Raw genomic sequence first — 22,416 nt, forward strand, 5'->3', positions numbered from 1 at the left:
GTACGGCGTTGCCTCGCCTTAGCTCAAAGAGAACGATTCTCTAAGGTGCTGAAGCACCAAGTGAATCGGTTCTGTACTGTCTGCGGCTTCGTCGCCTTGTCCTGATTTTTGTTAATCCACTATAAAACGGCGTTCCCTGCCGCCGCAGGCGGAACGCCGGATAACGGGGTTTTCCCTAAGGGTACGGCTGCCGCTATATCACGAAATCCAACAGGTAGAAATCTTCTTTGCCTACGCCGCATTCGGGGCATTTCCAGTCGTCGGGAATGTCTTCAAACTTTGTCCCGGGGGCGATGCCGTGTTCGGGGTCGCCGTGTTCTTCATCGTAAATCCAGCCGCAGGGGCCGCACATATATTGCGCCATTTGTGTTTCCTTGTTTTTTGTATAGTGGGTTAACAAAAACCGGTACGGCGTTGCCTCGCCTTAGCTCAAAGAGAACGATTCTCTAAAGTACTGAAGCACCCGTACTATTTGTACTGTCTGCGACTTCGCCGCCTTGCCCTGATTTTTGTTCATCCGCTATAAATCAGGGTTTGGAAGGATGGTGCGGTATCCGCCCGGTTTTTTTGGGGTTGTTTTTTTCGATAGATTCCTGTGGTTTTTCGATTACTGGATTCCCACTTCCGTGGGAATGACGGTTTGGAGGTTTCGGTTTTTTCGATGGATTCCTGTTGCGTTAGGGGGCTGGATTCCCGCTTTTGCGGGAATGACGACCCCCGCTCCCGCGTCATTCCCGCGCAGGCGGGAATCTAGTCTGTTTGGTTTCTGTTTTTCCGATAGATTCCTGTGGTTTTTCGATTACTGGATTCCCGCTTTTGCGGGAATGACGGTTTTGGGGTTTCTGTTTTTTCCGATGGATTCCTGTGATTTTTCGTTTGCTGGATTCCCGCTTTTGCGGGAATGACGGTTTGGGGGTTTCTGTTTTTTCCGATGGATTCCTGTTGCGTTGGGGGCTGGATTTCCGCTTTCGCGGGAATGACGCGGTGGGGGTTTCGGCATTTTCCGCCTGTTTATTTTGCGGCTTCGATTGCCGCTATTTCTTTGCGTAGGTGTTTGATTGCGGGGGTTACGATGGCAACGAACATCGCTTCGCGGACGCGCCTTTGGGCGGGACTGCGCATCAGGTAGCCTTTCGCGCCGGAATGCAGGGCGGCGGATTGCGCGGCGGCAAGAGCCAGTACGGCGGCGGCTTCGCGCAGCTTGAGGGTGGCGAGGTTGTCGGGCGTGTTGTCCCACGCCAATCCGGCAAGCCGTTCGGTTTCTGCCCACGCGCCGTCCAGCCTTGCTTTGAGGCTGTCGTAGCCGTCGTCGAGGTAGCTGTTGACTTCGGCGTTGACGACGTTGGCGAGGCGGATGATGCCGAGGCTGCCCTCAATCACGCCCGCGCCGATGCCGATTTGCAGCAGGATGAAGCCTGCTTTGATGCTTTGGATATAATCGGCAAACTGTTCGGGCGCGGCGATGATGTCTTCATCGGGGATAAATACGTCTTTGAAGTTCAGGCTGAAGGTGCGCGTGCCTTCGAGGGCGCAAAATTCGGGGCAGTTTTGCAGGCTTACGCCTTCCCATTGTCCGCCTGTGATAAACATAACGTAACCGCCGCCGATTTGGGCGGTATTTGCCCAGATGTGGTCTTCGCCGATATTGGACACCCACGGCAGCGCGCCGTTGACTTTGTAGCCGCCGTCCACGCGTTCGGCTTGGAGGTTGTGTTTTTCAATACCGGCAAGGTGTTTGACGGTATTGGACATTCCGGTGCCCGCCAATACTTTGCCTTGCAGGATGTCGGCAAGGTATTTGTCTTTGACGGCTTGGTTGGGCGTTTGGTGCAGATACCACGCGCAAGCCGCCTGACACCACGCGCTGAAGGAGGTTGCGCCGCATTCTTTGCCGATTTCGCGCAATACGGCGATTTGCGTTGCCAAACCTAAGCCGTTGCCGCCTTCTTCTTGTGTGCCGACCGAGGCATATCCGCCGATTGCGCCGAGTTCGCGCATAAATGCTTCGGGGTAGTATCCTTTGCGGTCGATGTCGTCCACTATGGGTTTGAGCTTGGTTTTGACGAGTTCGGCAACGTTGGCAATCAGGGTTTGGGCGTTCATCTTTGTTCCTTAAGGTTTGCGGGGGAATCGGGGGCGCGGCTGATGGGCGGCTGCTTCCCCTGCCGCTTGGGCGGCTTGTTTTTGTTTGAGGGGGTGTTTTTGAAAAACCGCCCGATATTCGGGCGGTTTGCCGTATCAGGCATAGGCCTGCAATTCGGGGTTAATTTCGGTTTGTCCGAGGTTGTTGACGTAGTTGCACAGGGTTGCCAAGGCTACGCCCATCACGACTTCGACTGCCTGCTGCTGGTTGTAGCCCGCATCGAAAAATGCTTTGAGTTCGTCGTCGGATACCGCGCCTTTTTTCGCCATTACGGCTTGGGTGAAGGCGGCGAGCGCGCCGAGTTTGGCATCGTCAAATTCGCCTGCCGCCAAAGCGCGGGCGGCTTTGAGGGATTGTTCGGAAAGGAGTTTTTTCAGGGTTGCGAGTTTGGTGTGCCCTGCCACGCAAAAGCCGCATTGGTTGGTGCGGGCGGCGATGATCTGGATGACTTCGATTTCGCCGGCGGTCAGGCTGTTGGCGGCGTTGAGCTTGCCGACTTCTTGGTAAAACGCCAAGGCTTCGGGGGCGTTTGCCAATACGCCGATGAGGTTGGGGATGAAGCCGTTGTTTTTGAGTACCGCCTCGACGCGTGCTTTGGCGGCTTCGGGGGCGGTTTCGAGGGTGTGTACGGTTAAACGTGCCATTTTCTTTCCTTGTTCGCAAATATTGGGGACGGGCGCATAGTACGCATTTCGGAACGGAATAGGAAAGACTGATTGGTTATGTGCTGCAAACGAAAAGTTATAAGGAATGCCGTCTGAAGCCTTTCAGACGGCATAGCGGGGAAACGCGCCTAGCCGCGCCCGCGCCCGAAATATTGCGCCAATGCGGCTTGGGGGTTGGCTGCCTCAACCGTTTCGGGCAATTCGGTATAGCCGCGCGATAAAAGGTGGTGCGCATAAAGGCTGTTGCCCTTTGCGCCGAACCAGACGGAAACCGCCAAGCCCAATACATTAAACGCCGAGTCTGTGGCGGGCGTGTCGCCGTAAACCAGTTGGGCAAACACCGCCAGCACAAACATCGCGCCCGTCAGCCCCAGCCCCAAACCCCACATTCTTTTGAAACACGCCCACAGCGTGCCGAACAAAAGGCCCGGCCACGACCAGCCTTGTTTGACGGCTTGGGGCGGCAGGGCGGGATGAGTGTAGATTTTGTATGGTTTCATCGTGTTTCCTTTTCGGTTGAAACCCTGCCCTTTGGGGGCGGTAGGATCAGACTTTATTTGTGAGACGCGCGCCCGTGTGCCGGCATACGGCTTGAAAGCGATTACCCGACGGGAAACTTCAAACCCGACAATGCCGTCTGAACGGTGTTTTGCCTTCAGACGGCATTGCCTGCCTTCAAAGCGGACGCGCTTATTCCGCCCAGTTTTTCTTTTTGCTGGTTTTGCCTATGCCCGGGTTGAAGCTGTTGGTCGGGTCAAGTTTGCGGTAAAACTGTTTGAGCGCGGGTTTGGCTTCATACAAATGGCCGACGTTGTGTTCGGCGGGATATTGCGCGCCGCGCCGGTCTAAGAGATGCAGCATTTCGTGTTCCAATGCCATGCAGTCGTTGCCTTTTTTGATGATGTAATCCTGATGGAAAACGTGGCACATGAAATGTCCGTAGTAGAGCTTGTGGATGATTTTATTGTCGATTTCCGGCGGCAGTTTTTCAAACCAGTCGCGGTCGTCGCGGCGCAGGGCGATGTCCAGCGCAACCAAGTCTTCCACTTCGTCGTCATGCACGGCACGGTAGCGGATGGCGGCGGAAGCGACGGCAAAACGGTGCAGCATCGCGGCTTGGGTTTCTTCGGCGTTGCATTCGAAAAACGCGCCGCCGTGGTGTTCAAAATATTCTTTCAGGAACGCGCGCGCTTCATCCACGCCTTTTCCGCCCATTTTCAGAATCAGATGGTGTTCGTATTTGTCGCGGTAATCGCGCATGGATTTGGGCAGGTGGTCGGGCAGGAATTTGCTGACGAACTGCATTGCCTTGTCGGAAAAATGTTTGGGCAGGAAGCTGACTTTTTTGCCGAACCTGTCCACGCGCGCCTTCAAGTCAAATAATTTCGGCAGTTGGTGCGTACCGAATTTTTTGATGACGTAGAATGTGTCTTTGCCGTACACGTCGGCAATGTCGAAAGCGTGGCGGTGGATGTATTCGCCGGAAACGGGCAGGCTTTCAAATTCGCCCAAGGCGGCGCGGCGGATGTCGGTCAGTTCGTTGATGTCGTTGGTACCGATGTAGAACACGGCGGTCTGCTTCTCTTGCGGGAAGGTGTCCAAACGGACGGCAAAAACCATCAGTTTGCCCGCGCAGCCCGAGGCTTCGTAATGGCGCGCGGGGTCGGCATTGAAACGCGCGGCGGTCGGTTCGTCCACTTGACGGACGTGTTCGCAATAGGCGTGGTCGTGTCCTTTGCCCGCGTCTTGTTTGATGTCTTTGTTTTGATAATGATGACCTTGCAGATTGGTCAGGATTTCTTCGGGCGTGTCGCCCAAGTCTATGCCCAAGTGGTTGACCAGTTCCAACCTGCCTTCTTCGTTGATTTGGGCAAACAGCGCCATTTCGGTGTAGGCCGGGCCGCGCTGTACCAACGCGCCGCCGGAGTTGTTGCACACGCCGCCTAAAACGGACGCGCCGATGCAAGAAGAGCCGATGACCGAATGCGGTTCGCGCCCCAAAGGTTTCAGCAGCAATTCAAGCTGGTTCAGGGTCGAGCCGGGCAGGCAGACGACTTGTTGGTTGTTGTTGATGGTTTGGATGATGTTCATCCGCATGGTGTTCACAATCACGATGTCGCGGTCGTAATCGTTGCCGTCGGGGGTCGAGCCGCCGGTCAGTCCGGTATTCGCCGCCTGCGTAATCACAATCACGTCTGCTTCAACACAGGCCTGCAAAATTTTCCACATTTCCAGAATGGTTCCGGGACGAACCACCGCCAATGCCTTACCCTCGCCGAAGCGGTAGCCTTGGCGGTATTGTTCGGTTTTCGCGGGGTCGGTGATAATGTATTTTTCGCCTACGGTTTGGGTCAGGCTGCTGATTAATTGCGAGGCGTTCACGGTACTCTCCTATCGGGATAAGCGGCGGCGCAAATCCCGGTACGCCGCCGTATGTTCAATTTGGATATTTTGGTGCGGCAAGTTGCACGCTGCAAATTATTTTTGGTTAAAGAAATAATGTAATTTAATATTTTTGGCATTTGCCGCGTTTTCCAGATCGGCCTTGTCGCTTTCGCTGTCGCCCATCATATAGACACTGACATTGTTTCCGACTTTCTTTGCATGGTTTAAGGAATAAAGAGCGGTCGCCTTATTAAGCATTTGGCTGCTTCCCACCACGCCGACGTTGATATTGTCCGCGCCGAGCATTTCAATCATATTTGATGTCGAAGGCGAGCCGGATGTTTTAATCATTCCGACAGCCACCGCATCGGAAAGCAGGTTATTTGTCGCGGGAACCTGCACAACGACAGAGCGTTCTCCCCGCGGCATTTCAACCATCAACCGGCCGACATTGACACCTGTTGCGCAAGCTGCAAGCATACCGGTGAGGGTTATCATTAGAAGTTTTTTCATTTGCCTACTCCTTTAGTCTTTAATCAAACTGCCCTATTCGTCATAAACTTGAAATTGAACCATACTTCATTTTTATGAAGCCGGTTCTTCATTGGCCTGTATGGATACATTGTAATGATGCGTTATGGCAAAGTAAAGAAAATGCCGTCTGAACGGCTTTCAGACGGCATCGGTGCGATACGGGAACGCCGGAACATCGAAGCTCCGGCGTTTCAAATAGGGCGGCGGGCCAAACCCCCGGCACTGGCGCATCGGAGTGGGCTGCTGGCTTCCGCCCCTGACCCGGTGTTCCGATTTGCCATGCGGGGAGACCCGCCTCAGAGAAACGGCATTATAACGGGTTTTCTGAAAAACTCAACCGTTTTGATACGGTCATACGCCGGAAACACCACCTAAAATTTATATTTGATAATATTGTCAACAATTTCTCAAAGCGTTATTTTGTTTCTATAAGGGTATTTCCTGTTTCGGCATTGAAAAATATCAAAATTTGAACTACATTATCGCCTTTTCAAACCCGCCTGAAACCGACTTTTCAGACGGCATTCAAATAAAAACTACCAAACACGGACACGCCATGACCACGACTACCGCCCCGCAGCGTATTCGGGAAATTCCCTACAACTATACTTCCTACACCGACCGCGAAATCGTCATCCGACTGTTGGGCGATGAGGCGTGGCAGATTCTGCAAGACCTGCGCGGTCAACGGAAAACTGGACGTTCGGCGCGGATGTTGTTTGAAGTATTGGGCGATATTTGGGTGGTCGTGCGCAATCCGTATCTGGTCGATGATTTGCTGGAGCATCCGAAACGCCGCGCCGCGCTGGTACGCGAAATGCGCCACCGCTTAAATGAAATCCGCAAACGCCGCGACGACAATCAGCAAGTCGATGTGTTGGTTGCAGCGGCGGAAAGGGCGGTCGAGCGTTTTGACGGCAGTTTTGATGAAACCAGCCAAAAACGCCATCAAATTTTGGAACGCTTAAGCAAAATTACCAAACCGCACAACATCATGTTTGACGGATTGGCGCGCGTAACGCACGTTACCGATGCAACCGACTGGCGCGTGGAGTATCCGTTTGTCGTCGTCAATCCTGATACCGAGGCAGAAATTGCGCCTTTGGTGCGCACCTTAATCGAGCTGGATTTGGTCATTATTCCGCGTGGCGGCGGTACGGGTTATACCGGCGGCGCAGTACCTTTGGACGCAATGAGCGCGGTCATCAATACGGAAAAGCTGGACAAGCATCGCGGCGTCGAATTTGTCGAACTGGCGGGTTTGGACGGCAAACATCCGATTATCCATTGCGGCGCGGGCGTGGTAACGCGGCGGGTGGAAGAAACCGCGCATCAGGCGGGTTTGGTGTTCGCCGTCGATCCGACTTCCGCCGATGCGTCCTGCGTGGGCGGCAATGTGGCGATGAACGCAGGCGGCAAAAAAGCCGTGCTGTGGGGGACGGCGTTGGACAACCTCGCCTACTGGCAGATGGTCAACCCGCAGGGCGAATGGCTGCGCATCGAGCGCGTGCGCCACAATTTCGGCAAAATCCACGACGAAGAAACCGCCGTGTTCGACGTTCACACGCTGGATTCAGACGGCCTCAATATCATTAAAACCGAACGCTTGGAAATCCCCGGCCACAAATTCCGCAAAGTCGGTTTGGGCAAAGACGTTACCGACAAATTCTTGAGCGGCCTGCCCGGCGTACAGAAAGAAGGCACGGACGGCATCATCACCGGCGTTGCCTTCGTATTGCATAAAATGCCGAAATACACGCGCACCGTGTGTATGGAGTTTTTCGGTACGGTCGCCACCGCCACGCCTTCTATCGTCGAAATCCGCGACTTCCTGCTCGCCCACGACAGCGTGCGGCTGGCGGGTTTGGAACATTTGGACTGGCGTTATGTCCGCGCCGTCGGCTACGCCACCAAAGCGGCGGGCAAAGGACGGCCGAAAATGGTCTTGCTGGCAGACGTGGTTTCAGACGACGAAGCCGCCGTAGAGGCAGCCGCCGAACACATCTGCGAACTCGCCCGCGCCCGCGACGGCGAAGGCTTTATCGCCGTGTCGCCCGAAGCGCGCAAAACCTTCTGGCTCGACCGCAGCCGCACCGCCGCCATCGCCAAGCACACCAACGCCTTTAAAATCAACGAAGACGTAGTGATTCCGCTGGAGCGGCTGGGCGAGTATTCGGACGGCATCGAACGCATCAACATCGAGCTTTCCATCCAAAACAAACTCAAACTCTGTGCCGCCTTAGAGCAATATCTTTCGGGCAAACTCCCCATCGACAAAATGGGCACCGACCTGCCGACCGCCGAGCTTTTGGGCGAACGCGGCAAACACGCCCTAGCCCACGTTGCCGCCGTCAAAGCGCGTTGGGAATGGCTGCTTGCTAACTTAGACGCGCCGCTTGCCGACTATAAAGTACGCTATGGCTCAGCCGTCCATGCCGCGCCCGAAGCCAAAGACAATGAAAGCTGCTTTATTGCCTTCCGCGATTTCCGCCTGCGCGTGTCTGTCAAAGTGGACGTAATGAAACCGCTTTCTGAAATCTTCAGCGGCAAAACCGACACCAAAATTATCCAAGGCTTGGACAAAATCCACGCCAAAACCGTACGCAGCCGCGTCTTCGTCGCCCTGCATATGCACGCCGGCGACGGTAACGTTCACACCAATATTCCGGTCAATTCAGACGACGCCCAAATGCTTCAGACGGCATACCGCAGCGTCGAACGCATTATGAAAATCGCCCGTTCGCTCGGCGGCGTGATTTCCGGCGAACACGGCATCGGCATCACCAAACTCGAATTTCTGACCGATGAAGACTTGCAGCCGTTTTGGGACTACAAAAACCAAGTCGATCCGAAACACACCTTCAACCGTCACAAACTGATGAAAGGTTCGGACTTACGCAACGCCTACACACCGTCGTTTGAGCTTTTGGGCGCGGAATCGCTGATTATGGAAAAATCAGACCTCGGCACCATCGCCGATTCCATCAAAGACTGCCTGCGTTGCGGCAAATGCAAACCCGTCTGCTCCACCCACGTTCCGCGCGCCAACCTGCTGTACAGCCCGCGCAACAAAATCCTCGGCGTGGGGCTGCTGACCGAAGCCTTCTTATATGAAGAGCAAACCCGCCGCGGCGTTTCCATCAAACACTTCGAAGAACTCATGGACATCGGCGACCACTGCACCGTGTGCCACCGTTGCGTCAAACCCTGTCCGGTCAACATCGACTTTGGCGACGTTACCGTAGCCATCCGCAACTATCTTGCCGATTCCGGCCACAAACGCTTCGCGCCCGCCGCATCGATGGGTATGGCGTTTTTGAATGCCACCGGCCCTAAAACCATCAAAGCCCTTCGCGCCGCGATGATACAGACCGGCTTCCCCGCGCAAAACTTTGCCTACAAAATCGGCAAGCTCCTTCCAATCGGCACCAAAAAACAAAAAGCCGAACCGAAAGCCACCGTCGGCAAAGCCCCGATTAAAGAACAGGTTATCCATTTCATCAACCGCCCACTGCCCAAAAACGTACCCGCCAAAACACCACGCTCCATGCTCGGCATCGAAGACGACAAAAGCATCCCCATCATCCGCAATCCTGCCACGCCTGAAGATGCCGAAGCCGTGTTCTACTTCCCCGGTTGCGGTTCTGAGCGTTTGTTCAGCCAAATCGGACTCGCCGTCCAAGCCATGCTCTGGCACGTCGGCGTACAAACCGTCCTGCCGCCCGGCTATATGTGTTGCGGCTATCCGCAGGACGCAGGCGGCAACAAGGCAAAAGCCGAACAAATGAGCACCAACAACCGCGTCGCCTTCCACCGCATGGCGAACACCCTCAACTACCTCGACATCAAAACCGTCGTCGTCAGTTGCGGCACTTGTTACGACCAGCTCGAAAAATACCGCTTCGAGGAAATCTTCCCCGGCTGCCGCATCATCGACATCCACGAATACCTGCTCGAAAAAGGCGTGAAACTGAACGGCGTGAAAGGTCAGCAATACCTCTACCACGACCCCTGCCACACGCCCATCAAAACCATGAACGCCACCCAAATGGCAAGCAGCCTCATGGGGCAGAAAGTCATCTTAAGCGACCGCTGCTGCGGCGAATCCGGCATGTTCGCCGTCAAACGCCCCGACATCGCCACCCAAGTCAAATTCCGCAAACAGGAAGAAATCGAGAAAAACCTCAAAGAGCTGCCGCAAGGCGAACCCGTCAAAATGCTGACTTCCTGCCCCGCCTGCCTGCAAGGTTTGAGCCGCTACGCCGACGACAACAATATGCCTGCCGACTACATCGTCATCGAAATGGCGAAACACATCCTCGGCGAAAACTGGCTGGATGAGTTTGTAAAAAAAGCCAACAACGGCGGTGTAGAGAAAGTGTTGCTGTAACAACGGACACGGAAATGCCGTCTGAACGCCGAAAGTCTTCAGACGGCATTGTTTGAACCAAATCATCGCAATATTTTATGGAAATTTTATGGATAACAAAAAAGAATTTATTAATAATTTAACAAATAGGTATATGTGGATCTATCCATTGGTCTTAAATATTCTATTTCTACCTTTTTACCAGTCCTACCAATCTTTTTTTATTGCGCTTGGTTGTTTGTTTGCACTGGTTAGAAAAATGCAAAGCTTAGATTTTAAATTACAAAATCATATTGTATTGTTAAATATAAAAAGTGCTTGGGCAGATAAAAAAGTATTTTTGATTAGGATAGTAGTGTCATGGTTGGCGGTAATGGAAATATGGATGTGTTTTATTTCGGAATCATCAACGTGGGTATGCGGTGCTTTTTGTTTAAATAGTGAAATATTGGAAAAAATTTTTCGTGGCTTTGGTTATTCTGGTAGTTTATATTTTTTATTTATATTGATGATTGATCTCAATAAGTTAAGAGAGAGTATTTGAATTTCATTTTTTGTTTAACTTAAACTCAAGGAGAATAACAATGATTGGTAGTGGTGATACTAAACAATGCAAAAAATTTTCTGCATACCTACCCGAATCATGATTGACGGACAAACAAACGAACCCAAACAAAAAACCCGAATCATCCTTGCCCCTATGCAGGGGCTGGTAGACGATGTGATGCGCGACCTGCTGACACGTATCGGCGGCTACGACGAATGCGTCAGCGAATTTGTACGCATTACCCATACCGTGCATTCCCGCGCCACTTGGTTAAAATACGTCCCCGAAATCGCCAACGGGAACAAAACGCCCGTCGGCACGCCCTGCACCGTCCAACTTCTGGGCAGCGATGCGGACAATATGGCGGCGAATGCGCTGGAAGCCGTCCGCTTCGGTGCGGACAAAATCGATTTGAACTTCGGCTGCCCCGCACCCACCGTCAACAAACACAAAGGCGGCGCAATACTTTTAAAAGAGCCGCAACTGATATTCCATATCGTCAAAACGCTGCGCGAACGTTTACCCGCACATATTCCGCTGACGGGGAAAATGCGGCTCGGCTATGAAGACAAAAGCCCTGCTTTGGAATGCGCCTGTGCGATTGCCGAAGGGGGCGCATGCGGACTGACCGTACACGCGCGTACCAAAGCCGAGGGTTACGAACCGCCGGCGCATTGGGAATGGATAAGGAAAATCCGAGACAGCGTCGATATCCCGGTTACCGCCAACGGCGATGTCTTCAGCCTGCAGGACTATATCAGCATCAAAACAATCAGCGGCTGCAACAGCGTCATGCTGGGGCGAGGCGCGGTCATCCGCCCCGATTTGGCGCGTCAAATCAAGCAATATGAAAGCGGCCTGCCCGTTACGGATACCGATTTTGCCGAAGTTTCCACATGGATACGGCAGTTTTTCGAGCTGTGCCTGGCAAAAGAGGCAAACAATAAATACCCGATCGCCCGTCTTAAGCAATGGCTGGGCATGATGAAAAAAACGTTCGACCCGGCGCAAACGCTGTTCGACCGCGTCCGAACGGTTAAGGATGCGGATGAAGTGCGCCGAATCCTGAGCGCATTCGAGTATGAGATGAATGTTTGACTGTTTCCCGCGCTTCAAAGCAAATGCCGTCTGAAAACCTTTCAGACGGCATTTGTTATCTTTATTGCCGTTTTTCCCCTGCTTTCGGCGTATTTTTGTTTTTCAACTTCGCCCCCAAGCCCAAACGTTTTTCATAATCCGATTGCGGAGTATCGTCTTCCTGCATACCGAACGCGCCTGCATTGACCCACAGCGACAGCAGCGAAACGATAAAGGCGAAAAAGCCGATTACATACCAAAACATTGCCCCTCCCGATTTGTTAAAATCATATCAAATACGGTACTGAATCTACCACAAGCCCATGGTCAAATAAATCTCCTGACCGCATTATTTCATTCATTTACTTTGGAAATAAAAAAGGACACCTGAAAATTTTGCAAAACTTTTCAGATGCCCCGATTTGATGGATTCGAATCAACCGCCGCACGCACCGCAGCAGCCACCCTCGCTGTGTCCGCCTTTTTTATCGTCGCCGGCAACGGGCAATTCGACTTCTTCATTTGTTTTTTCTGCATCTTCAGGCAAGTCGTTGACTTTGATTTTAGCAGTTTCGCTCATTTCGCCACCTCGTGGAAAACAGTTTAAAAGATTCGGAAATATAGCATGTTTAACCTAAGCATGAAAAGGGGGGGAGCAGCATAGAAAATGCCGTCTGAAGCCCGAACGTGGCTTTCAGACGGCATTTTACCGCCGAATCAAATATACCGGACTTCGATAATGTCGTATTCGCGCACGCCGCCCGGGGCTTGGACTTCCGCCGTATCGCCCTCTTCCTTGCCGATTAAGGCGCGGGCGATGGGTGAGCCGACATAGATTTTGCCCTGTTTGATGTCGGCCTCGTCTTCACCGACAATTTGGTAGGTAACGTGTTCTTCCGTTTCCAAATCTTCCAGCGTAACCGTCGTACCGAACACGATTTTGCCTTCGGCATGGATTTCGGTCGGATTGATAATATGGGCAACGGAAAGTTTGTGTTCCAGCTCGGAAATGCGGCCCTCGATAAAACCTTGGCGTTCTTTGGCGGCTTCGTATTCCGCGTTTTCGGACAAATCACCGTGCGATCTGGCTTCGGCAATCGCTTCGATCACTTCGGGACGCGCCACGCTTTTGAGCTGCTGCAATTCCTGTTTCAGCAATTCCGCACCGCGTACGGTCAGGGGGATTTTTTGCATCGGTCTTTTTTCTCCATATTCCGGCACACCGGTTTGCGGCAGCAAGCATTCCGCGTACCGTCTTGCTTTGTGCGTCCGGATATTAAAATAAAAACACAAGCCGCCCGGAAAATCGGCGGCTTGTCTGTCGTTGAACAGCGGCTATTCTACCAAATTCTATGAAATTGGCAATCGTGCCGTGCCGCCGGCAAATGCGCCATGTCCGCAACAAAAGCCGAAAATATACCGACAAAAAAATTTTAGAAACAAAAAATTTTAAAATAACCAATTTTCGGCACAAAAAACCACATTCACGAACTTTAAAACCGAAAATGCCAAACCTGAGATTTTTCAGACGGCATTTGCACCAGTATAATGCAGGCTGTTTTTATCTTTATATTGACGTTTTGCCATGACCGAATCCCTCCGCCTCCCCGCCGCCCGTCTCAAACCTTCCACCGTCGCCCTGCCCGGCTCCAAAAGCATCAGCAACCGCACCCTGCTGCTCGCCGCCTTGTCCGACAATGCTTGCGAAATCTATTCCCTGCTCAAATCCGACGATACCGACCGTATGCTCGAAGCACTCGATAAACTCGGCGTCCAAATCGAATATCTTGCCGAAGGCCGTCTGAAAGTACACGGCACGGGCGGACGCTTCCCCAACCGCTCTGCCGATTTGTTTTTGGGCAACGCGGGCACGGCGTTCCGTCCGCTGACCGCCGCGCTGGCTGTTTCGGGCGGCGATTATCATCTGCACGGCGTGCCTCGTATGCACGAACGCCCCATCGGCGATTTGGTCGATGCGTTGCGGATTGCCGGTGCCGATGTCAAATATCTCGGCAACGAACACTATCCGCCGCTTCATATCGGCGAACGCCAAGACAACGGCGAACGCGTGATTCCGATTAAAGGCAATGTGTCCAGCCAGTTTCTGACCGCCCTTTTGATGGCGTTGCCGCTGACCGGGCAGGCGTTTGAAATCCGTATGGTCGGCGAGTTGATTTCCAAGCCTTACATCGACATCACTTTGAAACTGATGGCGCAATTCGGCGTACAGGTTGCCAATGAAGACTACCGCGTCTTCAAAATTCCCGCCGATGCGCACTACCACGCGCCCGAACACTTGCACGTCGAAGGCGATGCCTCCGGCGCGTCCTACTTCCTCGCAGCCGGTTTGATTGCCGCCACGCCCGTCCGCGTTACCGGCATCGGCGCAAACAGCATACAGGGCGATGTCGCCTTTGCCCGCGAACTGGAAAAAATCGGTGCGGACGTGGTTTGGGGCGAAAACTTCGTCGAAGTCTCGCGCCCGAAAGGACGCGCCGTCCAAGCCTTTGATTTGGATGCGAACCATATCCCCGATGCCGCGATGACCCTCGCCATCGTCGCGCTTGCCACAGGGCAAACCTGCACGCTTCGCAACATCGGTTCGTGGCGCGTCAAGGAAACCGACCGCATCGCCGCAATAGCAAACGAGTTGCGCAAACTCGGTGCAAAAGTCGCCGAAGAAGCCGAAGCGATTCACATCACCCCGCCCGAAACACTGACACCCGACGCCGTCATCGACACTTACGACGACCACCGCATGGCGATGTGTTTCTCGCTGGTTTCCTTGTTGGGCGTACCCGTCGTCATCAATGACCCGAAATGCACCCATAAAACCTTCCCGACTTATTTCGACGTGTTCTCTTCGCTGACCGAAACAGCGGAATAAGGCGGAAAAATGCCGTCTGAAACCCGAAACAGGGCTTCAGACGGCATTTGTGTATTCGCGGACGGCGGGTTTTAAATCTGTTCCAATTCCATATCCAAAACAGCCTGTTCCTGTTTGGCGCGGAAGTCTGCCAGTTTTTGCGCCAGTTCGGGGTTTTCGCCGGCGAGCATGGAGATGGCGAACAATGCGGCATTTGCCGCGCCACCTTCGCCGATGGCGAAGGTGGCGACGGGTACGCCTTTGGGCATTTGTACAATCGATAAAAGCGAATCTTCGCCGCGCAGGTATTTACTGGGGACGGGCACGCCCAAAACGGGGACGGTGGTCTTGGCGGCAACCATACCGGGTAAATGCGCCGCGCCGCCCGCGCCGGCGATGATGGCTTTGAGGCCGCGCGCCCGTGCGGTTTCGGCGTATTCAAACATCAAATCCGGGGTACGGTGTGCGGAAACGACGCGCACCTCGTATTTCACGCCGAAGTCTTCAAGAAACTGCGCTGCCTGCTGCATAACGGGCCAATCGCTGTTGCTGCCCATGATGATGCCGATTTGTATCATAAATCCTCCTTGGTGCGGATGGGGTAAAAAGCGGGAAAAACGGAAAAACTATCGTTTGCGTACGGCTGCGGCGGCGCGTTTTGCCGCCGGGCTGCCGGGATAGGTCTGTATCAGGCTGCGCCAAGTCGCCCTTGCAATGTCTTTTTGCTGAAGCCTGTATTGGCATTCGCCGATTTTGAATATGGCTTCGGGCGCAGTTGGGCTGTCTTTGAAACGGTTGGCGTAACGCCCTCCGATTTCGATGACGGATTCGCAGTTCCCCATACGCGCCCTGCTTTGCAGCAACAGGTACATACTGCGTTGCGCGATGCTGCCGCCGTCGCCTCCGTCCGCGCCTTTCAGCAGGGCGGCAGCGGCAGAAAACCTGCCATTTTGATAGTGTTTGAGTGCCTGATTGTAGAGGTTTTGTGCGGTTTCGACGGTATGTGCGGATGCGCTGCCGCCTTCGGTATTGAGATAATGCTCTTTCAACTTGCGGTCGTCGAGTTTTTGGGCGTATACCCTGCCGGAAGGGTGTGTTTTCGCATGCTCCAGTGCTTTGACTTTGCCGTTTAAGGTTTCCACTTCGTTCGACAGGCGGATAATCCTGTTTTCCAAATCGTCCAAACGGTCTTGCAGAGTGGGAACGGGATAGGGAATGCCGTCTGAAGCATTTTCCCGTGTCGGCATTTCGGTTCGGCTGCCCTCCGGAACGGGTGAAACGGAAGCACAGGCGGCGGATACGGTCAGCCAAACAATAAAAAGCGGTAATTTGGTCTTCATTATTTTTTCAGAAGCAGGGTCAAACCGTCGCCGACGGGCAGGGTAATGGGGATTATCCGCGCATCATTCGGCAGGTTTTGATTGAAATCTTTGAGGATGCCGACGCTGGGCGGCGCATCGGAAGCGGCCTCGCGCATCACCCTTCCGTTCAACAAAATATTGTCTATGGCAATGATGCCACCTTGCCGGACAAGCTTGAGGCAACGCTCAAAATATTGCGGCGTGGGCGGTTTGTCTGCGTCTATCAGTGCCAAATCGTAGCTTCCGGCTTCGCCTTGTGCAATCAAATCATCCAATGTCAGCAATGCGGGTTGCAGGTGCAGGCTAATTTTATGTGCCACACCGGCCTCGTTCCAAACCTGACGCGCCGTATCGGTAAAGGTTACATTGATGTCGCAGGCGGTAATCCGCCCGTGTTCTGGCAACGCCAATGCAAGCGCGGTGCTGCTGTATCCGGTAAACACGCCGACTTCCAGATATTTTTCCGCGCGAATCAGCTTTGCCAGCCAAACCAAAACCGCCGCCTGTTCGCGCGCAATCGCCATTTTGCCCATACGGTGATGCCCGGTCTTCTCACGCAGCCGCGTCAAAACGGGATGTTCGGGTTCGCCGATGCTGTTCAGATAGTTTTGCAGGTCCGGTGCGACATTGGACAGATTGGTCGTCATTTCGGCGGGTTCAGTCTTGGTAATAGGTATAAGGTTTTTTCGCTACTTTTGCCGCCTCGAAGTTTTCCTGTTCTTCGGGATTGAGTTCGACATCCCACAAAAGCCCCCTGTTTTCCAAACGCTGCTGTTCCAACTCAGGTTTTTCTTCAATCAGGCGGTTGAGGAATTGTGTGGCATCGGATTGGTAGTGATACATCTTTGTGCTCCAATTTTACGGAATATGGCGTGATTATACTGGTATTTTCCAAACGGGATAAACGGCTTTTATCAAGAATACGGGCAGAAAGATAAGGGGTTTTATTATAGAATAAGACGTTTTTTGCAACGGAAGCCCGCCTTATGTCCCGAATCGCCGCCCTGCCCGACCATCTTGTTAACCAAATCGCCGCCGGCGAAGTGGTCGAACGCCCTGCCAACGCCTTGAAAGAAATCGTTGAAAACAGTATCGATGCAGGCGCAACGGCGATTGAAGTCGAGCTGGCGGGCGGCGGCATCCGCCTGATTCGCGTCAGCGACAACGGCGGCGGCATCCACCCCGACGACATCGAACTTGCGCTCCACCGCCACGCCACCAGCAAAATCAAAACCTTAAACGATTTGGAACACGTCGCCAGTATGGGCTTTCGCGGCGAAGGTTTGGCAAGCATCGCCTCCGTCAGCCGCCTGACCCTGACCAGCCGTCAGAACGACAGTTCGCACGCGACCCAAGTCAAAGCCGAAGACGGCAAACTCAGCAGCCCCACCGCCGCCGCCCACCCCGTCGGCACCACCATCGAAGCCGCCGAACTCTTCTTCAATACCCCCGCGCGGCGCAAGTTCCTCAAATCCGAAAATACAGAATACGCCCACTGCGCCACCATGCTCGAACGCCTCGCGCTGGCGCATCCGCACATTGCCTTCTCGCTCAAACGCGACAGCAAACAAGTGTTCAAACTCCCGACCCAAAGCCTGCACGAACGTATTGCCGCCATTGTCGGCGATGATTTTCAGACGGCATCATTGGAAATCGACAGCGGCAGCGACGCATTGCGGCTCTATGGCGCGATTGCCAAGCCGACTTTCGCCAAAGGCAAAACCGACAAACAATACTGCTTCGTCAACCATCGTTTTGTCCGCGACAAAGTGATGCTCCACGCCGTCAAACAGGCATACCGCGACGTTTTGCACAACGCCCTCACCCCCGCTTTCGTCCTCTTCCTCGACCTGCCGCCCGAAGCCGTAGATGTCAACGTCCACCCGACCAAAACAGAAATCCGCTTCCGCGACAGCCGGCAGGTGCACCAACTCGTGTTCCATACGCTCAACAAAGCCCTTGCCGACACACGCGCCGACCTGACCGAAAGCGTCAGCAACGCAGGCGAAGTGTTGCATGACATTACCGGCGTTACGCCTGCCCCAATGCCGTCTGAAAACGACAGCGAAAATTTGTTTGATCGCGCATCCGACTACCCGACAGGCAACAAACCCGATACGCGCAATGCCTTTGGTGCATCAGGCAAAACCGCGCCTATGCCCTATCAGTCCGCATATGCGCCGCAACAACGCAACCTGTCCCTGCACGAAAGCCGCGCGGCAATGAACACCTATGCCGAACTCTACAAAAAAACCGACGACATCGACCTTGAGTTAAGCCGATTCGAGCAGGCACGTTTCGGCAATATGCCGTCTGAAACGCCTGCTCCCAAAACAGATACGCCGCTTTCAGACGGCATCCCGTCCCCATCCGAACTGCCGCCGCTCGGTTTTGCCATTGCCCAATTGCTAGGCATCTACATTCTTGCCCAAGCCGAAGACAGCCTGTTGCTCATCGATATGCACGCTGCCGCCGAACGCGTCAACTACGAAAAAATGAAACGCCAACGTCGGGAAAACGGCAGGCTGCAAAGCCAACGCCTGCTTATTCCCGTAACCTTTGCCGCGTCCCACGAAGAATGCGCCGCCCTTGCCGACCACGCCGAAACACTGGCAGGCTTCGGGCTGGAACTGTCCGATATGGGCGGCAACACCCTCGCCGTCCGCGCCGTTCCCGCAATGTTGGGCAAAGCCGATGTCGTCTCGCTCGCCAAAGACGTATTAAACGAACTCGCCCAAGTCGGCAGCAGCCAAACCATCGAAGAACACGAAAACCGCATCCTCGCCACTATGTCCTGCCACGGCTCAGTCCGCGCCGGCCGCCAACTGACTTTGCCCGAAATGAACGCGCTGCTGCGCGATATGGAAAACACGCCGCGCAGCAACCAGTGCAACCACGGCAGACCGACGTGGGTCAAACTGACTTTGAAAGAATTGGACGCGCTGTTCTTGCGCGGACAATAAGCCGAAAGTGCTAGAATACGCCGCCCGAGACCGCCGTTCAGACGGCATTCCGACGCACCGACAGAAACATCACGACCGAAACCAAGAGAAAAATATGGCCTATCAAGTTCTCGCCCGAAAATGGCGGCCCAAAACCTTTTCCGACTTAGTCGGTCAGGAACACGTCGTCAAAGCCCTGCAAAATGCCCTGGACGAAGGCAGGCTACACCACGCCTACCTGCTGACCGGAACGCGCGGCGTAGGCAAAACCACCATCGCCCGCATCCTTGCCAAAAGCCTCAACTGCGAAAACGCGCAACACGGCGAACCTTGCGGCGTATGCGAAAGCTGTACGCAGATCGATGCCGGACGCTATGTCGATTTATTGGAAATCGACGCCGCCTCCAACACCGGCATCGACAACATCCGCGAAGTCTTGGAAAACGCCCAATACGCGCCGACCGCCGGCAAATACAAAGTCTATATCATCGACGAAGTGCATATGCTTTCCAAAAGCGCGTTCAACGCTATGCTCAAAACGCTGGAAGAGCCGCCCGAACACGTCAAATTCATCCTTGCCACGACCGATCCGCACAAAGTTCCCGTTACCGTCTTGAGCCGCTGCCTGCAATTCGTCTTACGCAATATGACCGCGCAACAGGTTGCCCGCCACCTCGCCCACGTCCTCGACAGCGAAAAAATCGCCTACGAACCCCCCGCCCTGCAACTTTTGGGACGTGCCGCCGCCGGATCGATGCGCGATGCCTTAAGCCTGCTCGACCAAGCCATCGCCCTAGGTTCGGGCAAAGTTGCCGAAAACGATGTCCGCCAAATGATTGGTGCGGTTGACAAACAATACCTTTACGAACTGCTGACAGGCATCATCAACCAAGACGGCGCAGCCCTGCTCGCCAAAGCACAGGAAATGGCGGCGTGTGCCGTCGGCTTTGACAACGCCTTGGGCGAACTTGCCATACTGCTGCAACACCTCGCCTTGATACAGGCAGTCCCCTCCGCCTTGGCGCACGACGACCCCGATTCCGATATTCTGCACCGCCTCGCCCAAACCATAAGCGGCGAACAAATCCAGCTTTACTACCAAATCGCCGTCCACGGCAAACGCGACCTGGGCCTCGCACCCGACGAATACGCCGGCTTTATGATGACCCTGCTGCGTATGCTGGCGTTTGCGCCCTTGGCGGCAGCTTCGTGTGATGCAAACGCCGTGATTGAAAATACCGAACTAAAATCCCCATCGGCACAAACCGCCGAAAAGGAAACCGCCGCAAAAAAGCCCCAAGCGCGCCCTGAAGCAGAAACCGCCCAAACGCCCGTTCAGACGGCATCCGCAGCGGCAATGCCGTCTGAAAGCAAAACTGCCGAACCCGTTTCCAATCAAGAAAACAACAATGTTCCGCCTTGGGAAGACGCGCCGGACGAAGCCCAAACCGCAGCCGGCACGGCGCAGGCATCGGCAAAAAGCATTCAGACGGCATCCGAAGCCGGAACGCCGCCCGAAAACCAAGTTTCCAAGAACAAGGCAGCCGACAACGAAACCGATGCCCCCTTGTCCGAAGTGCCGTCTGAAAACCCCATTCAGGCAACACCGAATGATGAAGCCGTTGAAACGGAAACATTTGCGCACGAAGCCCCTGCAGAACCTTTCTACGGTTACGGCATTCCGGATAATGACTGCCCCTCGGAAGACGGCGTGGAAATCCCGCCGCCCGATTGGGCAAATGTCCTCCCTGCCGATACCGCAGGCGGAGGCGCGAACGAAGAAGCAGAAGCAGGCGGCATCGGCGGAAACAACACGCCGTCCTCCCCGCCGCCCGAATTTTCCACCGAAAACTGGGCAGCCATCGTCCGGCATTTCGCCCGCAAACTCGGCGCGGCGCAAATGCCGGCGCAACACTCCGCGTGGACGGAATACCATCCCGACACCGGCCTGATGGTTTTGGCGATGACCGCCGAAGCACGCGCCACCGCCGACAAAAAACGCCTCGACAAAATCCGCGACACCCTTGCCCAAGCCTACGGGCTGCAACTCACCCTGCAAACCCAAGACTGGCACGACGAAGCCGGCAGAGAAACCCCCACGATGCAGGACAAGCGCGTCCAAGCCGAAGACAGGCAAAAAGCACAAGCATTGCTCGAAGCCGACCCCGCCGCACAAAAAATCCTCCAAGCATTCGGCGCGCAATGGCAGCCCGAATCACTGGAATTGGCGGCAAACCGGCCATAAACAGATATAATGCCGCCCGAACCCTTCGGACGGCATTGCCGTTTCCCTCATTCATTCAAACACAAACAGGAGTATTCAGTATGTTCGGAAAAGCCGGATTAGGCGGCCTGATGAAACAGGCGCAGCAAATGCAGGAAAATATGAAAAAAGCGCAAGCCAAACTTGCCGAAACCGAAATCGAAGGCGAAGCAGGCAACGGCTTGGTCAAAATCACAATGACCTGCGCGCACGAAGTACGCAAAATCGACATCAGCCCCGATTTGATTCAAGAAGCCGCCGACGACAAAGAAATGCTTGAAGACCTCATCCTCGCCGCCCTCAAATCCGCCCGTGGCAAAGCCGAAGAAACCGCAAACAAAACAATGGGCGCATTCACGCAAGGTCTGCCCCCCGGCGTGGGCGACTTCTTCCGCTGATCCCCGACCGTCATTCCCACGCAGGCGGGAATGACGGAGGGCAATGCCGTCTGAAACTTCGTCATTCCCGCGAAAACGGAAATCCAGCCCCGTCGGAACAGAAACTTACACCCCCGTCATTCCCGTAAAAACGGGAATCCGGTAGGCTGGGCTGTAGGGTGGGCTTCAGCCCACCAAAACAACAATGCCCCGATGCCGTCTGAAACTTCGTCATTCCCGTGCAGGTTGCGGGATTCGGCGGAATCGGTGGGCTGAAGCCCACCCTACCATTACCGTTTTACTCGATAAATTTCCGTGCCGACGGGTCTGGATTCCCGCCTTCGCGGGAATGACGGCATCAGTTTGCAGGATTCGGCGTGAACGGCAAAAACAGCGAGAACGATAAGAACGCAAAAACGGCAAAAATAGCGGGAATCGGCAGGCTGAAGCCCACCCTGCCATTATTTACACATCCGTACCGCTTAAATGCCGTCTGAAATGCCGTCGGAGCGGCAGGCTGAAGCCCACCCTACCATTACGCCCTGCCATTCATTTCCGCATCCGTATATCGTAGGCTGGGCTTCAGCCCACCAAAACACAAAAATTCCGATGCCGTCTGAAACTTCGTCATTCCCGTGAAAACGGGAATCCAGTAGGCTGGGCTGTAGGGTGGGCTTCAGCCCACCAATCCGCCAACAACCACACAAACCCCCGACCGTCATTCCCACAAAAGCGGGAATCCGGAACCTCAAACTTTCAGATAATCTTTGAATATTGCCGCCTCCACCAATCCACCCGCACCAACCCAAAGCCCCAACCCCCCTCCCTCAAAATCATCCAATAATGTAAAATCCCCCCCCCCGCGAAAAAAATGATATATTCCAAGC

21 protein-coding genes, 1 other RNA gene and 1 other annotated feature are annotated in these 22,416 nt (G+C 54.2%); of the genes, 8 read left to right on the top strand and 14 right to left on the bottom strand.

The annotated features are described in order from the left end of the window. Window positions 1–193: 193 nt before the first annotated feature. From Q9J79_RS09780 to ffs, 7 genes are all read right to left on the bottom strand, one after another. The gene (locus Q9J79_RS09780; RefSeq protein WP_002217326.1) at window positions 194–364 is read right to left on the bottom strand and encodes a rubredoxin; all 171 of its coding nucleotides are present in this window, start codon (window positions 362–364) and stop codon (window positions 194–196) included. Window positions 365–1,011: 647 nt separating this feature from the next. Beyond that, window positions 1,012–2,103 carry an acyl-CoA dehydrogenase family protein gene (locus Q9J79_RS09785; protein ID WP_301911985.1) on the bottom strand — a complete coding sequence of 364 codons (1,092 nt, stop codon included), beginning with the start codon at window positions 2,101–2,103 and terminating at the stop codon, window positions 1,012–1,014. A gap of 135 nt (window positions 2,104–2,238) precedes the next feature. Next, complete coding sequence (locus Q9J79_RS09790; RefSeq protein ID WP_301911986.1) at window positions 2,239–2,787, bottom strand: carboxymuconolactone decarboxylase family protein; 549 nt, start codon at window positions 2,785–2,787, stop codon at window positions 2,239–2,241. A 149-nt stretch (window positions 2,788–2,936) separates the two neighbouring features. After that, a complete protein-coding gene (locus Q9J79_RS09795) occupies window positions 2,937–3,308 on the bottom strand; it encodes a DUF2628 domain-containing protein (RefSeq protein WP_301911987.1) in 372 nt (123 codons plus the stop codon). 190 nt (window positions 3,309–3,498) lie between these two features. Continuing rightward, window positions 3,499–5,190 (bottom strand): D-lactate dehydrogenase, encoded by a 1,692-nt coding sequence (dld, locus tag Q9J79_RS09800; RefSeq protein WP_301911988.1) that lies wholly within the window; start codon window positions 5,188–5,190, stop codon window positions 3,499–3,501. 96 nt (window positions 5,191–5,286) lie between these two features. Further along, a complete protein-coding gene (locus Q9J79_RS09805) occupies window positions 5,287–5,706 on the bottom strand; it encodes a hypothetical protein (protein WP_301911989.1) in 420 nt (139 codons plus the stop codon). Window positions 5,707–5,926: 220 nt separating this feature from the next. Beyond that, window positions 5,927–6,023: signal recognition particle sRNA small type (gene ffs / locus Q9J79_RS09810), an RNA gene on the bottom strand. A gap of 260 nt (window positions 6,024–6,283) precedes the next feature. Here ffs and Q9J79_RS09815 point away from each other — a divergent pair. The 3 genes from Q9J79_RS09815 to Q9J79_RS09825 all read left to right on the top strand — a co-directional run bounded on the left by Q9J79_RS09815 (window position 6,284) and on the right by Q9J79_RS09825 (window position 11,741). Next, the gene (locus tag Q9J79_RS09815; protein ID WP_301912010.1) at window positions 6,284–10,117 is read left to right on the top strand and encodes a DUF3683 domain-containing protein; all 3,834 of its coding nucleotides are present in this window, start codon (window positions 6,284–6,286) and stop codon (window positions 10,115–10,117) included. An 88-nt stretch (window positions 10,118–10,205) separates the two neighbouring features. After that, complete coding sequence (locus Q9J79_RS09820; protein WP_002213118.1) at window positions 10,206–10,640, top strand: hypothetical protein; 435 nt, start codon at window positions 10,206–10,208, stop codon at window positions 10,638–10,640. Window positions 10,641–10,739: 99 nt separating this feature from the next. Beyond that, the gene (locus Q9J79_RS09825; RefSeq protein WP_301911990.1) at window positions 10,740–11,741 is read left to right on the top strand and encodes a tRNA dihydrouridine synthase; all 1,002 of its coding nucleotides are present in this window, start codon (window positions 10,740–10,742) and stop codon (window positions 11,739–11,741) included. Window positions 11,742–11,802: 61 nt separating this feature from the next. Here the strand turns inward: Q9J79_RS09825 and Q9J79_RS09830 are convergent, their stop codons facing one another. From Q9J79_RS09830 to greA, 3 genes are all read right to left on the bottom strand, one after another. Further along, window positions 11,803–11,985, bottom strand: coding sequence for a hypothetical protein (locus Q9J79_RS09830; protein WP_301911991.1), 183 nt, complete (start codon window positions 11,983–11,985; stop codon window positions 11,803–11,805). A 171-nt stretch (window positions 11,986–12,156) separates the two neighbouring features. Next, window positions 12,157–12,300, bottom strand: a complete 144-nt coding sequence (locus tag Q9J79_RS09835; RefSeq protein WP_019272407.1) for a hypothetical protein — start codon at window positions 12,298–12,300, stop codon at window positions 12,157–12,159. Window positions 12,301–12,437: 137 nt separating this feature from the next. Then, window positions 12,438–12,914, bottom strand: a complete 477-nt coding sequence (gene greA, locus Q9J79_RS09840) for a transcription elongation factor GreA (protein ID WP_002216944.1) — start codon at window positions 12,912–12,914, stop codon at window positions 12,438–12,440. Window positions 12,915–13,305: 391 nt separating this feature from the next. Here greA and aroA point away from each other — a divergent pair, with 391 nt between their 5' ends. After that, on the top strand, window positions 13,306–14,607 hold the full coding sequence (aroA, locus tag Q9J79_RS09845; protein WP_301911992.1) for a 3-phosphoshikimate 1-carboxyvinyltransferase: 1,302 nt from the start codon (window positions 13,306–13,308) through the stop codon (window positions 14,605–14,607). Window positions 14,608–14,678: 71 nt separating this feature from the next. Here aroA and purE read toward each other — a convergent pair whose 3' ends face one another. Genes purE through Q9J79_RS09865 form a run of 4 tightly spaced genes read right to left on the bottom strand, consistent with a single transcriptional unit; the run spans window position 14,679 to window position 16,790 of the window. Beyond that, a complete protein-coding gene (purE, locus tag Q9J79_RS09850; protein WP_301911993.1) occupies window positions 14,679–15,164 on the bottom strand; it encodes a 5-(carboxyamino)imidazole ribonucleotide mutase in 486 nt (161 codons plus the stop codon). 48 nt (window positions 15,165–15,212) lie between these two features. Then, window positions 15,213–15,926 (bottom strand): tetratricopeptide repeat protein, encoded by a 714-nt coding sequence (locus Q9J79_RS09855; RefSeq protein WP_301911994.1) that lies wholly within the window; start codon window positions 15,924–15,926, stop codon window positions 15,213–15,215. Then, complete coding sequence (locus Q9J79_RS09860; RefSeq protein WP_301911995.1) at window positions 15,926–16,594, bottom strand: class I SAM-dependent methyltransferase; 669 nt, start codon at window positions 16,592–16,594, stop codon at window positions 15,926–15,928. Before Q9J79_RS09860 ends, Q9J79_RS09855 begins: the two co-directional genes overlap by 1 nt. 10 nt (window positions 16,595–16,604) lie before the next feature. Next, the gene (locus Q9J79_RS09865; protein ID WP_002213027.1) at window positions 16,605–16,790 is read right to left on the bottom strand and encodes a DUF3460 family protein; all 186 of its coding nucleotides are present in this window, start codon (window positions 16,788–16,790) and stop codon (window positions 16,605–16,607) included. Window positions 16,791–16,933: 143 nt separating this feature from the next. On the opposite strand from Q9J79_RS09865, the gene mutL reads away from it, so the two are divergent. From mutL to Q9J79_RS09885, 4 genes are all read left to right on the top strand, one after another. Continuing rightward, window positions 16,934–18,910 (top strand): DNA mismatch repair endonuclease MutL, encoded by a 1,977-nt coding sequence (gene mutL, locus Q9J79_RS09870; RefSeq protein WP_301911996.1) that lies wholly within the window; start codon window positions 16,934–16,936, stop codon window positions 18,908–18,910. 94 nt (window positions 18,911–19,004) lie between these two features. Beyond that, window positions 19,005–21,134: a DNA polymerase III subunit gamma/tau gene (gene dnaX, locus Q9J79_RS09875; protein ID WP_301911997.1), complete on the top strand. Its 2,130-nt coding sequence runs from the start codon at window positions 19,005–19,007 to the stop codon at window positions 21,132–21,134. Next, window positions 20,194–20,233: a sequence feature (This ribosomal frameshift element is known only in the genus Neisseria.), on the top strand. (Overlaps the previous gene by 40 nt.) 80 nt (window positions 21,135–21,214) lie before the next feature. Continuing rightward, a complete protein-coding gene (locus Q9J79_RS09880; protein ID WP_002219073.1) occupies window positions 21,215–21,550 on the top strand; it encodes a YbaB/EbfC family nucleoid-associated protein in 336 nt (111 codons plus the stop codon). Window positions 21,551–22,015: 465 nt separating this feature from the next. After that, window positions 22,016–22,168, top strand: a complete 153-nt coding sequence (locus tag Q9J79_RS09885) for a hypothetical protein (RefSeq protein WP_301911998.1) — start codon at window positions 22,016–22,018, stop codon at window positions 22,166–22,168. Window positions 22,169–22,416: the final 248 nt, after the last annotated feature.

Origin of the sequence: Neisseria viridiae (assembly GCF_962747995.1) — a bacterium.
In the GTDB taxonomy this organism is placed as follows: Bacteria; Pseudomonadota; Gammaproteobacteria; order Burkholderiales; family Neisseriaceae; genus Neisseria; species Neisseria viridiae.

Bases quoted from the DNA above. Each gene is read 5' to 3' on its own strand.
- greA (WP_002216944.1), bottom strand. From the start codon at position 12,914: ATGCAAAAAATCCCCCTGACCGTACGCGGTGCGGAATTGCTGAAACAG.
- Q9J79_RS09860 (WP_301911995.1), bottom strand. From the start codon at position 16,594: ATGACGACCAATCTGTCCAATGTCGCACCGGACCTGCAAAACTATCTG.
- Q9J79_RS09805 (WP_301911989.1), bottom strand. From the start codon at position 5,706: ATGAAAAAACTTCTAATGATAACCCTCACCGGTATGCTTGCAGCTTGC.
- Q9J79_RS09790 (WP_301911986.1), bottom strand. From the start codon at position 2,787: ATGGCACGTTTAACCGTACACACCCTCGAAACCGCCCCCGAAGCCGCC.
- aroA (WP_301911992.1), top strand. From the start codon at position 13,306: ATGACCGAATCCCTCCGCCTCCCCGCCGCCCGTCTCAAACCTTCCACC.
- Q9J79_RS09865 (WP_002213027.1), bottom strand. From the start codon at position 16,790: ATGTATCACTACCAATCCGATGCCACACAATTCCTCAACCGCCTGATT.
- Q9J79_RS09780 (WP_002217326.1), bottom strand. From the start codon at position 364: ATGGCGCAATATATGTGCGGCCCCTGCGGCTGGATTTACGATGAAGAA.
- mutL (WP_301911996.1), top strand. From the start codon at position 16,934: ATGTCCCGAATCGCCGCCCTGCCCGACCATCTTGTTAACCAAATCGCC.
- Q9J79_RS09885 (WP_301911998.1), top strand. From the start codon at position 22,016: ATGCCGTCTGAAATGCCGTCGGAGCGGCAGGCTGAAGCCCACCCTACC.
- Q9J79_RS09785 (WP_301911985.1), bottom strand. From the start codon at position 2,103: ATGAACGCCCAAACCCTGATTGCCAACGTTGCCGAACTCGTCAAAACC.
- Q9J79_RS09855 (WP_301911994.1), bottom strand. From the start codon at position 15,926: ATGAAGACCAAATTACCGCTTTTTATTGTTTGGCTGACCGTATCCGCC.
- Q9J79_RS09820 (WP_002213118.1), top strand. From the start codon at position 10,206: ATGGATAACAAAAAAGAATTTATTAATAATTTAACAAATAGGTATATG.
- Q9J79_RS09825 (WP_301911990.1), top strand. From the start codon at position 10,740: ATGATTGACGGACAAACAAACGAACCCAAACAAAAAACCCGAATCATC.
- Q9J79_RS09835 (WP_019272407.1), bottom strand. From the start codon at position 12,300: ATGAGCGAAACTGCTAAAATCAAAGTCAACGACTTGCCTGAAGATGCA.
- dnaX (WP_301911997.1), top strand. From the start codon at position 19,005: ATGGCCTATCAAGTTCTCGCCCGAAAATGGCGGCCCAAAACCTTTTCC.
- Q9J79_RS09880 (WP_002219073.1), top strand. From the start codon at position 21,215: ATGTTCGGAAAAGCCGGATTAGGCGGCCTGATGAAACAGGCGCAGCAA.
- Q9J79_RS09830 (WP_301911991.1), bottom strand. From the start codon at position 11,985: ATGTTTTGGTATGTAATCGGCTTTTTCGCCTTTATCGTTTCGCTGCTG.
- purE (WP_301911993.1), bottom strand. From the start codon at position 15,164: ATGATACAAATCGGCATCATCATGGGCAGCAACAGCGATTGGCCCGTT.
- Q9J79_RS09795 (WP_301911987.1), bottom strand. From the start codon at position 3,308: ATGAAACCATACAAAATCTACACTCATCCCGCCCTGCCGCCCCAAGCC.
- Q9J79_RS09815 (WP_301912010.1), top strand. From the start codon at position 6,284: ATGACCACGACTACCGCCCCGCAGCGTATTCGGGAAATTCCCTACAAC.